The organism is Lactobacillus sp. C449L (assembly GCF_059900815.1).
Window position 1 is genome coordinate 180,067 of sequence record NZ_JBWXGA010000002.1, and the last position, 15,846, is coordinate 195,912.

The following is a 15,846-nucleotide window of genomic DNA, read 5'->3' on the forward strand; positions in this document are numbered from 1 at the left end:
TTAATTATTGCCCCGAACTGTTGTCACTTTCGGTTCCAGCTGTACCACCAATATCCTCAGTAACAACTGAGCGATAAATTTGATAATTTGTAAACGCATTAGGATCACTCCATTTAATGCCGTTGTTTTGCTCGTTTAGCTTATTTAGCTTAGTTTCATCGTTATCTAAAACTTTTTTAGGTAACCCTAAGTTATTACGCATCTTGTCCGAAGCTTTTTGTAATTCGGCAGTAGAGGCAACTTGAATTGATGAGCCATTAATCCACGCATCATGACCTTGAATGTAGCCACTGCTGATATTTTGCGAACATCCCCGGTAAGTTAGTGCTAAAGCTAGCATGTCGTTAAATGTTAAGTTAGTTCGCACATATTTACTAAAAATCTTAACGAGCTTACGGTAGTTCGCAATTGAATCAAGTGAAATCGCCTTATGGACGACTGCTGTAATTACTTGCCGTTGACGCATTTGGCGACCATAATCGCCGCGCGGGTCATCATGACGCATCCGTACATAAGCCACGGCATGGCGGCCGTTTAAGTGCTGCTTTCCTTTATGAAAATCACACCAATCGTAGGAAAAGCTAAAGGGAACGTTAACGTCAACTCCACCCACAGCATTAACTAAACTCTTAAGAGCCTTCATATTAACTTCTACGTAATAATTGATTGGAACGCCTACAAGGGCTGATACTGTACGCATTGAGGCCGCACTTCCACCCACACCATATGCAGAGTTAACGCGGAACATGTTGTATTTATCACCCGGATCACCCAAAATATTGGCTAAGGTATCACGTGGAATTGAAGTCATAGTTGCCTTATTTTTAGCTGGATTAGCAGTTGCTAAAATTATAGTATCGGAATTGCCTTTGTCGTGGCGACCTTCCAATCCCTGGTCAACTCCAAGAATCAAAACTGAAATTGGTTGTCTTTTGGCAATGCGCACGGACGTAGCAGAGTTACCACTTTGTCCGTCAATTGCACTGTGTAAGGCAAAATACATATGCGCTGCCCAAGCAATACCTCCGCATACAAGCAAAACCACCACAATGCCACAAAATCTAGCCAGCGGACTACCTTTTAATTCACTTGCTGGAGCGGCAATAGCATGATTGCGGTTAAGGCTTAGGGAAGAAGTTGCTTGATGAGAAGAATGCTCTTTGCGATAATCTTCTCTGCGTTTTGATTTTGGATCCATACCTTTTATTCAAGTCCTTCCATAATTATCCAAGTTTATTTGTATCACTTTCAAAGTTGAATTAGAATGTTAACAAATATAATTAATAATATCTTATTTTTTTGTTTTTAGCACAATTAAAATTAATCGCATAAGGAGAGCAACTAATGCCAATACCGCAAAGAAAAGACGTCCCTGAAAAGCTTAAGTGGGATCTTACTCGTATATTCAAAACTGATAGTGACTGGGAAAATGAATATACTAGCGTTAAACAAGAAATACCGGCGTTAGATAAAATCCAAAAAGATTTTACTACCTCAGGAAGCAAGTTATATGATGGTTTAACAAAGATTTTAGCAGTAAATCGGCGCTTAGAAAAAGTTTATGTTTATGCCACAATGTCAAGTGACGTTGATACTGGGAATGCACATTATCTGGGTTATGTTGCCCAAGCTCAAGCATTGGCAAGTCAATTTGAAGCCGTTACTGCCTTTCTTGACCCTGCTATTTTGAGTATTTCCGCAGAAAAAATGGCTCAGTTTAAGCAAAATGAACCAAGGCTAAACGATTATGCACACCTGCTCGATCAAATCACGCGTAAAAAGCCACATACATTATCTGCTCAAGCAGAAAAATTAATCGCTGATGCCGGAGATGCGCTGGGAATTTCAGAAAACACCTTCAATGTTCTAACCAATTCCGATATGGAATTCGGTTATGTGGAAAATGAAACCGGTGAAATGGTGCAACTGTCAGATGGACTATATTCAATTCTTATTCAATCGCAAAATCGCGAAGTTCGGCAAAACGCCTTTGACGTCATGTATGCAACTTATGGACAGTTTGAAAACTCGCTTGCGTCCACGCTTTCTGGTTCAGTCAAGCAGCACAATTATCATGCTCGGGTACACAACTATCATTCTGCGCGCAGCGCAGCTTTGCATGATAACAATGTTCCAACAGTAGTCTATGATACTCTAATAAAAGAGGTCGACAATCACTTGAACTTGCTTCATGACTATGTTGACTTACGTAAGCAAATTCTTGACGTAAGTGACTTACAGATGTGGGATATGTATGTTCCCTTGACGGGAAAACCTGCTTTGTCATACACTTTTGATCAAGCTAAAAAACAGGCCAGAACGGCTTTAAAACCACTTGGAGAAGACTATTTAAAACAGGTTGACTATATTTTTAACAACCGGGTTATCGATGTCGTTGAGTCACAAAACAAAGCCTCTGGGGCATATTCAGGAGGCTGTTATGATACTGATGCTTATGAGTTGCTTAATTGGGAAGGCGACGTTGATTCGCTCTATACACTAGTTCATGAAACTGGACACTCTGTTCACAGCATGTATACTAGGCAAAATCAACCTTTTGTATATGGCGATTATCCTATTTTTATTGCTGAGATTGCTTCAACTACTAATGAAAACATCTTAACTGAGTACTTTTTAGACCACATCACTGATCCTAAGGTTCGCGCGTTTGTTCTTAATTATTATCTTGATTCTTTTAAAGGAACCTTATTTAGACAAACGCAATTTGCTGAATTTGAACAATACATTCATGAAATGGATGCTCAAGGAGAACCACTTACGGCTGACAGTCTTAACGACTTTTACGGGAACTTGAATCAACGCTATTACGGTGATAGCGTCACACCTGGTAGCGATATTGCAAAAGAGTGGGCTCGTATTCCACACTTTTATTACAACTTCTATGTTTACCAATATGCGACTGGCTTTGCCGCAGCAACAGCGCTAGCAAATAATATCGTTACTGGTAACCCTGAGCAAAAAGAAGCCTATCTCAATTTCTTAAAATCTGGCTCAAGTGACTATCCAATTGAAATTATGAAAAAAGCCGGTGTTGATATGACCAAACCTGATTATTTAGAAGAAGCATTTGCAACTTTTGAAAAGCGATTAGCTGAGTTCAAAACAATTGTGGCAAACAACTTTAAGTAATACCAATATCTTAAAAATTAAACTATTTAAAAATCCCTTCTTCGTATTTGAAGAAGGGATTTTGTTTACTTATACTCCTGCCAAAAGCGGTCTGCCAATAGTTGATACATTTTGCAGCCAAGTAAATAATCTTCTACTCTAATAAATTCATTTGGTTCATGATTTGTATCGCCAGCAGCAGGACCCAAAATAATAATTGGAAAATCGCCAGCCAAAATATACTCAGAAGAATCCGTAGCGCCTGTGCCAGCCACAAACTCACAAGGTTGTTTTAGTTCATTTTGAACAACTTCTTGAGCTAATTTTGCTAGTTTTGAGCCCGCTTGACTGGGGAGTGGTACTTCCGGAAAACTATAGCGTATTTCTAGTTGCGCTCCTTGCTCATTGAGCTCGGCAATGATTTTTTCAAGTTCTCGGTAAATTTGCTCATTAGAATAAATCGGCGTGGTGCGGATATTGCCAGAAAGCCAAGCACTATCTGGAACGGAGTTGATCTGACTACCGCCCTGAATTTGACTAATTACATGGCTAAAAGAACCTAGAACTGGATCCATTTTGGTGTGCGTATCCATTAAGTCTTGCACTTTTTCCGCAAATGTAATAAGTGGCATAATCGCGTTCTTTCCTTTTTCAGGCATTGACGAATGAACGCAGACCCCCTTAGAAGTAACGTAATAATCGATTACCCCTTTATGCGTGACTTCGACATTAAAGCTAGACGGCTCGCCAACAATTAGACCATCTAAATCAGTAGCATAACCAGCTTTAGTCAACTGTGCCGCACCATACTCACCGGTTTCTTCACCAACTGAAGCTAAAAGCCGAATACGTCCGGGCAAAGTTTTTTTGTTTTCCAATAAATCTAGCATTGCAACAACCATTGCTGCCAAGCCTGATTTCATGTCACTAGCGCCACGACCATACAATTTGCCGTCACGAATAGTTGGCTCAAACGGGGGAAATTTCCAATTATTCAAGTCTCCGGCTGAAACAACATCTTCGTGTCCAGAAAAACCAAGTAATGGACCCTGATCACCCATCGTAATAACAAGATTGTCACGCCCAGGTGCATAGGTTACTCGCTGTATTTCGACAGGATAGCCTTTGAACAAATCAGTTAAATAATCGGCGACTAGGCTTTCATGATCATTGGCCGAATCAATCGCAATCAAATCAGAAAGAATTTTAACTGCACGCTCTTTTTCCATAGTCACATACCCCCTATGCTTCTAGCACTTTTGCTAAAAATTCTTGGGCGCGCTCTGTTTTAGGATGTTCGAAAAACTCTTGCGGTGCCGTCTTTTCCTGAATATATCCGTCGTCCATAAACCAAATTTCATCAGCAACTTTTTTAGCAAAGCCCATTTCGTGGGTAACAACAACCATCGTCATCCCCTTTTGCGCTAAATCTTGCATTACTTTAAGCACTTCGCCAACCATTTCAGGATCAAGCGCCGAAGTTGGTTCGTCAAATAGCATTACTGCTGGATCCATTGCTAACGCCCGAGCAATGGCCACCCGCTGTTGTTGACCACCAGAAAGACTTGCAGGAAAATCTTCTGCCTTATCCTCCAATCCTACTTGTTTCAGCAGCTCAATTCCTTTAACTGTAGCTTCTTCATCGGTCATTTCTTTGACTTTCATTGGTGCCAGCTTGATATTTTCAATAATATTCATGTGCGGAAACAAATTAAATTGCTGGAAAACCATTCCCATTTTTTCACGTAGAATGTCTAATTGTTCTTCACTAAGTGCTGTTAGTTCCTTATCCTCAAACAAGACTTTGCCAGAAGTTGGTTGATCTAACAGGTTAAGGCAACGTAAAAAAGTACTTTTACCAGCACCTGAAGGGCCAACCAAACAAATTACTTGACCATCATTAACTTCTGAATTGATGTCTTTTAAAACTTCATTATGACCAAATGACTTTTTCAAGTGTTCAACTTTAATAATCGGTGCTTTAGTCATGGTTCATTTTCCTTTCAAAAACTTTCATCAAACTGGACAAGCCAAAGGTAATGATAAAGTACAAAATCATTGTAATTACCAACGGCATAACTCCACGATATGTATCAGCTTGGACAACTCTTGATTGGTAAATAAGATCTCTAACTCCAATAACTGATACAATTGAACTCTCTTTAATCAAGGAAACAAATTCGTTTCCTAAAGCTGGCCAAATATTTTTCATTGCTTGCGGCATAATGACATAGCGCATCGTCTTAAACTTTGATAATCCCAGAGAACGTGATGCTTCAGTTTGACCAATGGAAATTGAATTGATTCCTGATCGAATAACTTCCGCGACATAGGCTGCCGAGTTAAGTGAAACAGCAATGATGCCCGATAAAAGAGCCGGAATATTAACAATCAGACCCAAGCCAAAGTAAATAAACAGCAATTGTACCATCAAAGGCGTACCACGAACAAATTCAATATAGGCAGTTGCGACAGTATGCGCAACTTGATTATGACTCAGTCGCATAAGCGCCAAAATTGCTCCAAGCAGGAAACCAAAGAAGACTGAAATTGCCGAAATGAACAAAGTATATCCAACGCCAGCTGCAAAAAAGTCCTTATAAGCCCACATTGAATTTGATGCCTTAGCTTCTTTTTTAGTTTTGCCACTAGCTAAATACTTACCAGCTTTAGGTAAGTACTCCTTGTTAATCAAGTCATTTTTCTTGATATCGGCAATCGATTTATTTGCGGCATTAACCAAGCTTTTTGCACCCTTGTGGAAGGCAATTGCAGAACCATCAGAAGTAATTTTGAATCCAGATGGTATCGCCATAATACCATTAGTGTTTTTAGCAAAAGCCGCAGCCGTGGCCGTATCAACCGCTACAGCATCAAATTTATTTGTTTTCAAGCCTAAAACTAAATCAGTATCCTTGTCCATTGTCTTTAACTTAGTTTTTTTGGCCTGTTCTTTAATTAAAGTCGCCTGCAAACTACCTGTTTGAGCAGCAATTGCTTTACCACCAAATGAGCGGTAATCATGGTATTTACCCTTATCGGTAGTTCTGATCAGCAGTGCTTGGCCACTGCGGTAATATGCATTACTAAAGTCAACACTTTGCGCTCTTTTCGGAGTTGCAGTCATTCCAGAAATGACCATATCAATTTTTCCTGTTTCAAGGGCAACTAAGAGCGAGTCAAAGTCCATTGTCTTAACCACTAATTTAACTCCAAGGTCGCGGGCAATTTTTTTACCGACTTCGATATCCATCCCCACGACTTTAGATTTGCCATTAATGTTTTTGACAAACTCGTAAGGAGGAAAATCAGGACTAGTTCCCATAACTATCTCGCCCTTTTCTTTTACCTTTTTCAGGTAATTGTCCGTTGCTTTTGGTGCTTGATCACTTTCAGCGGCATTGGCAGTCTGTGGCATTATGGCCAACATCAGCATTGCTACTAGAAGCGTTTCAACCCATTTCAACGCTTTTTTCATAATTTTCCCTCCATGCTAGATTTTTATTATAGCAATTATAATAATCAAAAGATTAAATTACAACTTTAGATTCAAATGTTTTTCTCATTTTTGTTGATTACAACAGCAAAAAAGCCTTGCACATCAGCTTTTACAGCCAATATATGCAAGACTCGCTTTATTATTAAATTAGTTTTTATGAATGTGATGCACCGGAAACTGCATCTGTTCCCGCATCTTTCATTTGGTTTTCAGGGGTAACCGGATATGGTTTCATTCTTGACGGATCAGTGTTTGACTTTAAGTTATCAGCAGTGTAATTGATGTGCGTAATTTTCGCGCGCTTAATGTCTTCGACAGTCTTGCAACCGGTCAATTGCATATCAATTAGCAATTCTTTATTAAGTTGTTCAATAACTGATTGTACACCCTTTGCTCCACCTAATGCTAAACCATATAGATAAGGACGACCAACGCCGACTAGGTCTGCACCAAGTGCTAAGGCTTTAAATACGTGCGAACCACGTCGTACACCACCATCAAAAACAATTGGAACACGATGGTTAACAGCTTTAGCAATTTCAGGTAGCATATCAATAGTAGCTGGTCCACAGTCAACTTCACGACCACCATGATTAGTAACGTAAATGCCGTCAGCACCTGCTCCCATTGCCAAGTAAGCATCTTCTTCACAAACTACACCTTTAACAAACACTGGCAGACCTGACATTTCCTTAATTCGCTTAATATCGTCAGGGCCAATCTTTTGAGCTGATGAGGCATACATTTGCGCTACAGTTTGGCCTTCGCCTTTACCGCCTTGATAACGCGTAAAGAAGTCAAGTGGTACTGGATAAGCGAATTTGGTCCTCAAGTTTGCTTCACGAAAGCCTGATACAAGCGCATCGACTGTTAAGTAAATGCCTTTGTACCCCGCCTTTTTAATGGCTTTAAAGACCATTTCATTAAAGCCCCAGTCTTTACTTAGGTAAAGCTGGAAAAAACGTGGCGCATCAGGAGCAGCAGCGGCAATTTCTTCTACGCTTTTATTGCCATATGTGCTTGAACCAAACAAAGCTCCAACAGCAGCAGCACCTTTTTGAGTAGCAACCTCAGCATCCTTGTGAGCAATTCCGTGACAAGCAATCGGTGAGATTATTACTGGCGTCTTCAGTTTCATTCCCATGAATTCAGTATCAAGTTGAGGATTATCCATATTGGTCAAAGCGCGCGGCACAATTTGAAAATGATTAAAGGCAGTAGTATTGTTACGCCAAGTCCATTCGTCCTCTGAACCAGAGGCAATGTAGTAATATGCAGCTTCTGGCATTACTTCTTTTGCACGTTCCTCAAGCTCATCGAGGTTAATCATATCAATTGCTTCATCACGATCACTTTGCGGAAAACCATTATAGTATGATGTCATTTTATAAGACTCCTTTTAGTTTAATCAATTTACAATTCTATTATACATGCAAATGCTTACAATAGTTAGTGAAATTTGTAAAAAAATGCTAAAATATCAGCCTTAGTTCTGTATTATTTTTCACAAAGTTACAAGAGGTAGCACTATCCAAACTCTTTTTTACAATACTGATTAACGATTATGCTTAATAACATTTGTAAAGTAAATAACAAGATAAATTATTACTTCTATAACTGCGATGAAAAACGTTACTGGCAAACTAGTCATAAATCCAAGATAAAGTCCAAGCCACACTCCAATTAGAGCGAAGAAAACTGACCAGGCAATCATTGAACCAATTGTTTTGCCCAAATAATTGGCAATTGCTGGTGGCAACGTCAATAAAATAAACACTAAAAGTGAACCAACAATCTGCGCACCAACTGAAACTGACATTGCTAAAGCAACTAGAAAAACTACGCTGACCATGCCGGTTTTCACCCCATGCGCCAAGGCACCAATGTGATCAAAAGAATCAAAATTCAGTGGTTTTTGGATACTAAAAATTAACAAAAGAACAATTATCGATAGTCCAACGAGCTGAATAACTCCCTGTTTATTAACACCAATAATACTGCCAAACAGAATATTAGTAGCGTAGTTGCTATTTGTGCCTGAAATTGCCAAAAATAAAACACCTAAACCAACAAACAATGCCGAAATTGCACTAATTGAAGATTCTTTTTGTTCACTGTGCAGAGATAGCTCACCAACACTAATTGAACCTAAAAGCGTAAATAACAGCATGCCCCATAAAGGATTTATACCTAACCACACCGCAAACGCAGCTCCAGCAAAGCCAATTTCCGACAACGTATGAGCCAGAAAACTGAAGTTGCGCGAGACCACATAAACGCCAACCGTACCGCAGGTAATTGCAATAAAAGTGCTTGCTAAAAAGGCATTACGCATAAAGTCATAGGCAAACATTATTCGTACGCCTCCTTAAAATCAGCCATTTTTCCTTGCTCAATAGTTCCGTGGTTTAAATATAAATAGTCTTGCATATACTTAGCAGCCAGCGGAACGTCATGTGTTACAAATAAGACGGTAATCTTATGCTGGTCGTTTAGATGCTGAATCAACTGCATCAGCTCATCTTTAGCCATTGGATCTAAACTAGCCGTTGCTTCATCAAGAATAATCACATTAGGATCATCCAAAAGAGCCTGCGCTAAATAAGCTCGTTGTTTTTGTCCACCGGATGCTTCACCCATCCGAGTGTTTTTGATTTCATACAAATTTGTCTCTTTCAGTTGCTTTTGAATTACCGCTTTAACTTTTTTAGTCTTAACAAGCGGTGCATTCAAACTTACAAATGCTTGAATTGATAAAGGATATTCAGCGTCAATATTTCGAAATTGAGGTACATAGCCCAGTCTAACGCCATCGACAAATTTAAATGAACCGCTAGTTGGTGTCAATAACTTCATCAAAATACTGATTAAAGTTGTTTTACCTGTACCATTAGGTCCAAGGAGTGCGGTCATTGATCCTTTTTTTAGCTTAAAATTCAAATTTTCGAAAACTGTTTTTTTGTCAAACTTCATCGAAAGATTTTTAACTTCTAAAATTTCAGACAAATTACACTCCTTGTTTGTTTTTACTTAAAATTACCAACTTTAATAAATTGTCCATTGTCAATAGTGTAGTATTTTTTACCATGGATTCTAACTCGGCTGCCATATGTTCTAACATAGTTGCCACGCTTTAATTTACTTTTTCCAATTCTATTACCATCTTTATCATAAAGATAAGCGTTAGATTTCAAAAGCTGCAAAGTTCCTTCGACATTAGTTGCAACTACATATTGATTAGAGCCAACTTGGAAATACTTCTTTCCTTTAATTGTTTTGGTTCCATAAACGGTTAAATTTGTACCAGCCTTTTTGGATGGCAGCTTAGTTGCTGTGCCATTTTCATCATAAACTAGCGCATTATGCATCAAGAGTCTTGTTCCAATGGGCTTAGGTAATGATGCTGTTCCAGTAGGCTTAGTTACAGTTGGTTTTGGCTTCGGCTTGGCAGGTATAGCTGGCTTTGTAGGCACTACTGGTTTTTCTACCGGTTTAGTATTACCAGTACCTGTGTTACCACTAGTTATCGCACCATTATCATAGTAATATTTGATAAGGTCATAGAAGTCATCCATTGAATAACCCCATTTTGCAAAGTAGCCATCGGGGTCCCCATGGTCTGTGCCACCTAAGAACTGTGACACGGCACGATGAGACCAAACAGTTCCTTTGCCATCATGAACAGCGTTATCAGGCACAAGATTATATCTCAGCATTATTTGCGCAACGTAAATCGCGTCATTATTAATACTTTTAGCAAAATCAGAAAGATTGTTTTCTTCACACAATTCAACTTGGAAAAATCGATTGTTAGCAATTGGGCCTGCACCCCACACGCCATAATCTGGTTCCATCATCTGAATGACACCAGTTTTATCAACAAAAGCGTGTACATAAGAATATATGTTCATCCACTCGCGATTGAAATAAATTGCTTCGTTATACGCCGAAGCACCAGGAGTTGCGGTTTCATGAATAACGACTCCTTCGGGCTTGCCATTACGGTATTTGAGCGGATTCTGTGCAGAAAAATTGTTGTATTTTATGCCCGCTTCTTGAAGCATTTGCTCAAGGTAAGTTATTCCGCCATAGCTATTCTGCTTTGCCATATCATTAATTGAACTAGCATGAACTGCTACAGGTTCAGCGGCAGTTGCAGCAACCGGAAGCGCTGCTCCCGCAATTAAAGCCATAGCGGCAATCATTTTCCTCATTTTTCTTTCCTCGCAATAACTATTTCTTGGCTACATCAGCCAATTTTTGATAATTATCAGTCATCCAATCAAGGTAAGTGGTCTTATCTGGGATTGTCTCTCGTACTGGTAGGACAGGAATATTCTGCTGTTTTGCCAGTTTAATAAAATTGTCTACGGTTGAACTAGAAGTTTGGGAATTAGCGACAAAGAAAGCAATTTTGTGCTTCTTAATTCCTTCGGTCATCTGTTGAACAGTTGCTGGGCTCGGGTCTGTATTATTTTGAATCGCTTTTTCAAAGTCCTTATCAGCAACAGCTATGTGTGTAGCCTCCAAAGCATAGTCAAAAACAGGTTCACTTACATAAACTGGTTTACTGCTTTGACCATCAATTTTAGTGGCAATCTTTTGAATACGCGCTACTTTAGCTAAATAGTTTTGACCATTATCGCGATAATAGCTTGCATGACGCGGATCTTTTTTGCTCAACTTCCTAACTAAGTAATTAACATACTTTGTCGGCATAGTCAAATCAAACCAAATGTGAGGATTGGCTCCTTGCTTCAAATTCATCAAGTCTTCACCAACCAAAACGGGTTCTTTGTCCACCGAAGATGCTAGTTTGTTCATCCAACTATCGTAGCCCAGGCCATTGGCAACAACAATGTCTGCGTTTGAAAGAGTCTTAGCATCATCAGTTGTCGGTTCAAAATCGTGTGGATCAGCATTGGCATTCTTGATAATTGCTTCAGCCGTTCCATACTTGCCGACCACATTTTTAGCAATATCAGCATATACATTAGTAGTGGTCATGATTGATATTTTAGCGTTTTTCTCAGGTTTTTGTGAGCATCCACTTAGCATTAAAAAAAGCAAACCAGTCAAGGTAGTCACAGCAAATAATTTCTTTATTTTGGCAAATTTCAATATTGTTGTCATTCCTTTTCTATTTTTCGTTTTCACAATCAATACCACTGCAATTGTCCAACTGCAGAAATAAAAAGCTACTTACTTTTAATAACCATTATACACTAAAAAAGGTTAGCTATTAAGGGAGCAATATAAGGACTGCTATGCCAAAAGTTATTTTGCCCTATGGCTACGTACTTAAAACAAGTTTGTTACTAAAATTTGACATTTACCTTAAATTTATTTCAAAAGAACCAAAAAGCGTCCGGAACTTGTCCGCACGCTTTTTGTGTAAGTAAATGTATAAAAAATAATTAATTAAAAACTATAATAATCCAACCATATGAGCAAAGACTGGAACCAACAAATTATCAACTATAGCAGTTGCAACCACTGCTACCGCAGCCATTGCCCCTTGGATTGAACCAAGCTCAAGAGCAAAAGCTGACCCAATAGTGTGTCCAGCTGTACCCAGTCCTAAACCAGTACCAAGAGGATCACTGTTTAAGTTAAACCACTTAACAAGCTGTTTGCCTAAGGCATAAATAACCACGGCGTTGATAATACATGCCATTGCCGTAACAGAAGCATCACCTCCGATTGCTGCAGTAAGTGGCATTGCGACTGCGGTAGTGGCTGACTGACTAAGCATTGATTTAATACCGATTTTATTCAGACCTAATCCTTTTGCTACCAGAGTAATTAAAATCATTGAAATAAAGGTACCAATGACTAATCCTAACAGAATCACTAGCCAGTTTTTCTTAACAACATCATTACGCTTGTATAGTGGAACAGCGAAAGCAATTGTCGCAGGTGTAATAAACCAGAAAATGATATCACCACCTTGTTTATAGGCCTTAGTATAAATTGTAGCTGTTGTAGTTCCAAAAAATTTAGCAAGAATGACCAAAATTACAATTCCTAAAACCATGCTTACAAATAATGGTTGAAAAAGAAAGAAACCTTTTGACTTTTTGAATAGCCATTGACCGATCAGAAATACAAATAGCGATAAAAACACGCCAAATAATGGGGTCATTAGATATTTCATTATTAATTCTCCCTTACTTTCTTACTTTCAGAAGCACTTACCCACTTATTAGTTATCTTTTTAATAAGCCAGCTAAAAAACTTGGTTGTATATGCAGTGACTACTAATAAAATGATGGTTGAAATAATGATAACAATTACTAATTGCACCCCTTCTTTTGCCATAATCTTTAAATTAGCCGCTAGAGAAATACCAGACGGTACAAACATAAACCCAATTAGTGAAATTAGCGCACTGCCAAAAGAGTCAACCCATTCAACCTTAATAATGTGTGCAGTCAATAAAACATAGAGTAACACTAAGCCAATTACCGGAGTTGGCACTGGAAATGATTTCGGCATTAAATCAGAAATTATTTGTGATACAAATAAAATTGCCGCATAAATAAACATCTGAACTAAGATCGGTGCTGACTTTGGTGTTTCTTTATTTTCCTTTTTCATAGGCCATTTCCTTTCTCACTACATCTTCTTTTGCTTTCAAGTATAGGATAGTCGAAAGTTATTCTGGTGTAAGCGCTTTTTACGCGAACAGTAAAAAAAGCCTTGCGAACTGCACAGAAACAATTTCACAAGACCTTGGCGGTAAATTTTTATCTACAAATCTACTTGTTAAACTACATCCCCAAACGTTCATTTAGTTCTTTACGGTACGAGCGACCGACCTGTATTTTTTCGCCATTACTCATAATCAAAAGCAAGCTATGGTTGAACCAAGGCTGAACTTCTTTTATTTCATCGACATTCACAATAGCGTTCCGATATACTTGCATGAAGCACTTATTGGTTAGGCGCTCTTTTGCCCACGCTAAGGTTCTTCGGGTTTCAAACTTCTCACGAGCAGTTGCAATAGTCAAAAGACCATTATTAACAGTAACCGTCACGATATCTAGTTTCTTAATTACTACATTACGATCTTCAAGTTCGATACTAAGAATTTCATTTTCAGCTTTATTTTGAGTAGGCTCAGTTTTTTCTGATGATAAAACATTTATTGCTTTTTGCAGAGCTAAATCCACGCGCTTTTGTTCAAAAGGCTTTAAGACATAATCCAGCGCCCCAACATCAAACGCTTTGACAGCATAATCATCATAAGCAGTAGCAAAAACAATCATTGGCGAATAAGATAATTGTTTTAACTCATCAGCTAGTTCAAAGCCATTTTCTTCGTTCAATGAAATATCCAAAAATACCAAATCAATTTTTTGCTTTAATAAAATTCCCTGGGCAGATTTAATGTCTTCAGCTTCATAAAGTTTGAATTCCTGTTTTTGCATAATAGGACTATTTTTAATCAAATATGATAATTCAGTTCGCGCCAATGGTTCATCATCAACTACTAAAATCTTCATCTGCGTTTCTCCTTTCTAACTTGCTTCACTTTGAGATTGCTTAAATGGAATTACAGTTCTAAAAGATGTGCCTTTTGCACTGCTTTTAATCTGCAAATGGCTATTTGTCCCATATAAACCTACCAATCTCTGATTTAAGTTATAAAGGGCAAGGCCGCTGCCATTAGTTTCATTGATTGGCTCTTGACCTAATCGTTTTAAAACCGTTGGATCAATACCATCACCGTTATCGCTAACTGTAATTTCCAAGTAAATGTCAGTCTTTTTTAAGTTAATAATAACTTTATTACCTGTTTTTCTACCCTTAAATGCATGTCGAATTGCATTTTCAACAAAAATCTGTAGACAAAATGACGGCAGCATTGTGTTATCTGGAACATCAATACGGTAGTCAATGGTAAATTTATTAGGAAAACGTAAGCTTTCAATGGCTGCGTAAGACTCTACATGACGCTTTTCTTCTTCCAACTTGATCTCTTTTGTTTGACTATTTTTCAAACTTGACCTAAAAAACGTACTCAGTTCCATCAGAGCCTCATGAGCCTTGTCAACATCAACTCGCATTAAGGCACCAATTGCATTGATCGCATTAAAGAAGAAATGCGGATTAATTTGTACTTCCAATGCGCGAATCTCTGTTTCCTTTAGTAAAGCGGTTTGCTGCTCAGCAATGCCAATTGCAAGTTGGCCAGAAAAAATCATCGCTAGTCCGCGGACCAAATTTTCCTCAACTACCGTCATTTCTCGACCTTCACAAAAATATAGTTTTAAAGCACCGATTGTCTTTTTATTAACTTGTAAAGGGCAAACAATTGCCGAAGTTAACGGGCAAGATTTATTAGGACAGCCTATCTCTTCCTTACTGTGAGCTAACTTTTCTTTACCAGTGGCAATAACTGTTTTAGATAAATCAGTAATAACCGGCTCGCCTCCGATATGATGATCCTGCCCCGCACCAACATGAGCTAACACATTGTCCCGATCAGTTAGTCCCACAGCATCAAACTTAGTATATTGCTTAATAATTCGACAGACATGTTCAGCTGAATCTTGATCGAGACCATGCCGAAAATATGGTAGGGTCTTATTAGTCAATTCCAAAACATCTTTTGTTTGAACAGCGCGCAATTGCCGTTCATTTGATAAATAGGTTTTTAAAATTTCAATGAATAAACATGAGCCGATTGTGTTAAGCAAAATCATCGGAACAAAAATCAGTTTAATCAAACCAAAACCATGAAAGGCAAAAATGAAAGCCATTTGAATCAATTCAGCTAAAAACGACAAAATTGCCACCCACATGGTTGAAGGATATAAGTTGTTTTTCTTTACCCGATCACCTAAAACTCCAACCAAGTAACCAATTAAAACTGAACTAACAATATAAAAATAATCGGAAAAACCACCAAAAATTACCCGGTGCAGCCCGCCGACTAATCCCACCAGCATGCCTACATAAGGTCCGGCCGTCAAACTAGCTGTTGTAATAACTAAAACGCGAGTGTTGGCAATTGAGTCGCTTTGCGGTAAGCCGGTAATAATAAGTGGCGTAATAACTTCTTTCGAACTGGAAATTTCAACTCCTGTCAAATTAGCCACAACCACAAACAGAGAAAAGATTATAAACAACCAAATTTGTGATTTTATCGTTCTTTTTTCAATCAAATCTCTAAAAAAGCGCATATTAACAAGCAAAAAGGCCAGAATCAT

14 protein-coding genes are annotated in these 15,846 nt (G+C 38.4%); 1 reads left to right on the top strand and 13 read right to left on the bottom strand.

The window, feature by feature from the left end; translation table 11 throughout:
• Window positions 1-4: 4 nt before the first annotated feature.
• Window positions 5-1,198, bottom strand: a complete 1,194-nt coding sequence (locus tag AC2JF9_RS04270; protein ID WP_500725557.1) for an LCP family protein — start codon at window positions 1,196-1,198, stop codon at window positions 5-7.
• Window positions 1,199-1,344: 146 nt separating this feature from the next.
• Here AC2JF9_RS04270 and pepF point away from each other — a divergent pair, with 146 nt between their 5' ends.
• Window positions 1,345-3,150: an oligoendopeptidase F gene (gene pepF / locus AC2JF9_RS04275; protein ID WP_500725558.1), complete on the top strand. Its 1,806-nt coding sequence runs from the start codon at window positions 1,345-1,347 to the stop codon at window positions 3,148-3,150.
• Between the two features lie 65 nt (window positions 3,151-3,215).
• Here pepF and AC2JF9_RS04280 read toward each other — a convergent pair whose 3' ends face one another.
• The 12 genes from AC2JF9_RS04280 to AC2JF9_RS04335 form a co-directional block, all read right to left on the bottom strand.
• Window positions 3,216-4,358, bottom strand: a complete 1,143-nt coding sequence (locus AC2JF9_RS04280) for an ArgE/DapE family deacylase (protein WP_500725559.1) — start codon at window positions 4,356-4,358, stop codon at window positions 3,216-3,218.
• A gap of 13 nt (window positions 4,359-4,371) precedes the next feature.
• Complete coding sequence (locus AC2JF9_RS04285; protein WP_500725560.1) at window positions 4,372-5,118, bottom strand: amino acid ABC transporter ATP-binding protein; 747 nt, start codon at window positions 5,116-5,118, stop codon at window positions 4,372-4,374.
• Window positions 5,111-6,607 (bottom strand): ABC transporter substrate-binding protein/permease, encoded by a 1,497-nt coding sequence (locus tag AC2JF9_RS04290; protein ID WP_500725561.1) that lies wholly within the window; start codon window positions 6,605-6,607, stop codon window positions 5,111-5,113. The genes AC2JF9_RS04285 and AC2JF9_RS04290 overlap by 8 nt, the downstream gene beginning before the upstream one ends.
• 175 nt (window positions 6,608-6,782) lie before the next feature.
• Window positions 6,783-8,012: a lactate oxidase gene (locus AC2JF9_RS04295; RefSeq protein ID WP_500725562.1), complete on the bottom strand. Its 1,230-nt coding sequence runs from the start codon at window positions 8,010-8,012 to the stop codon at window positions 6,783-6,785.
• A 171-nt stretch (window positions 8,013-8,183) separates the two neighbouring features.
• Window positions 8,184-8,981 (bottom strand): metal ABC transporter permease, encoded by a 798-nt coding sequence (locus AC2JF9_RS04300; protein WP_500725563.1) that lies wholly within the window; start codon window positions 8,979-8,981, stop codon window positions 8,184-8,186.
• The gene (locus tag AC2JF9_RS04305; protein ID WP_500725826.1) at window positions 8,981-9,601 is read right to left on the bottom strand and encodes a metal ABC transporter ATP-binding protein; all 621 of its coding nucleotides are present in this window, start codon (window positions 9,599-9,601) and stop codon (window positions 8,981-8,983) included. Before AC2JF9_RS04305 ends, AC2JF9_RS04300 begins: the two co-directional genes overlap by 1 nt.
• A gap of 53 nt (window positions 9,602-9,654) precedes the next feature.
• A complete protein-coding gene (locus AC2JF9_RS04310) occupies window positions 9,655-10,842 on the bottom strand; it encodes an SLAP domain-containing protein (protein WP_500725564.1) in 1,188 nt (395 codons plus the stop codon).
• Between the two features lie 19 nt (window positions 10,843-10,861).
• A complete protein-coding gene (locus AC2JF9_RS04315; protein WP_500725828.1) occupies window positions 10,862-11,761 on the bottom strand; it encodes a metal ABC transporter solute-binding protein, Zn/Mn family in 900 nt (299 codons plus the stop codon).
• Between the two features lie 295 nt (window positions 11,762-12,056).
• On the bottom strand, window positions 12,057-12,785 hold the full coding sequence (locus tag AC2JF9_RS04320; protein ID WP_500725565.1) for an LrgB family protein: 729 nt from the start codon (window positions 12,783-12,785) through the stop codon (window positions 12,057-12,059).
• 2 nt (window positions 12,786-12,787) lie between these two features.
• Window positions 12,788-13,228, bottom strand: coding sequence for a CidA/LrgA family protein (locus tag AC2JF9_RS04325; RefSeq protein ID WP_500725566.1), 441 nt, complete (start codon window positions 13,226-13,228; stop codon window positions 12,788-12,790).
• 173 nt (window positions 13,229-13,401) lie between these two features.
• Window positions 13,402-14,136, bottom strand: coding sequence for a LytTR family transcriptional regulator DNA-binding domain-containing protein (locus AC2JF9_RS04330; RefSeq protein ID WP_500725567.1), 735 nt, complete (start codon window positions 14,134-14,136; stop codon window positions 13,402-13,404).
• Between the two features lie 15 nt (window positions 14,137-14,151).
• Entirely contained in the window at window positions 14,152-15,846 is a 1,695-nt protein-coding gene (locus AC2JF9_RS04335; RefSeq protein WP_500725830.1) for a LytS/YhcK type 5TM receptor domain-containing protein, read from the bottom strand.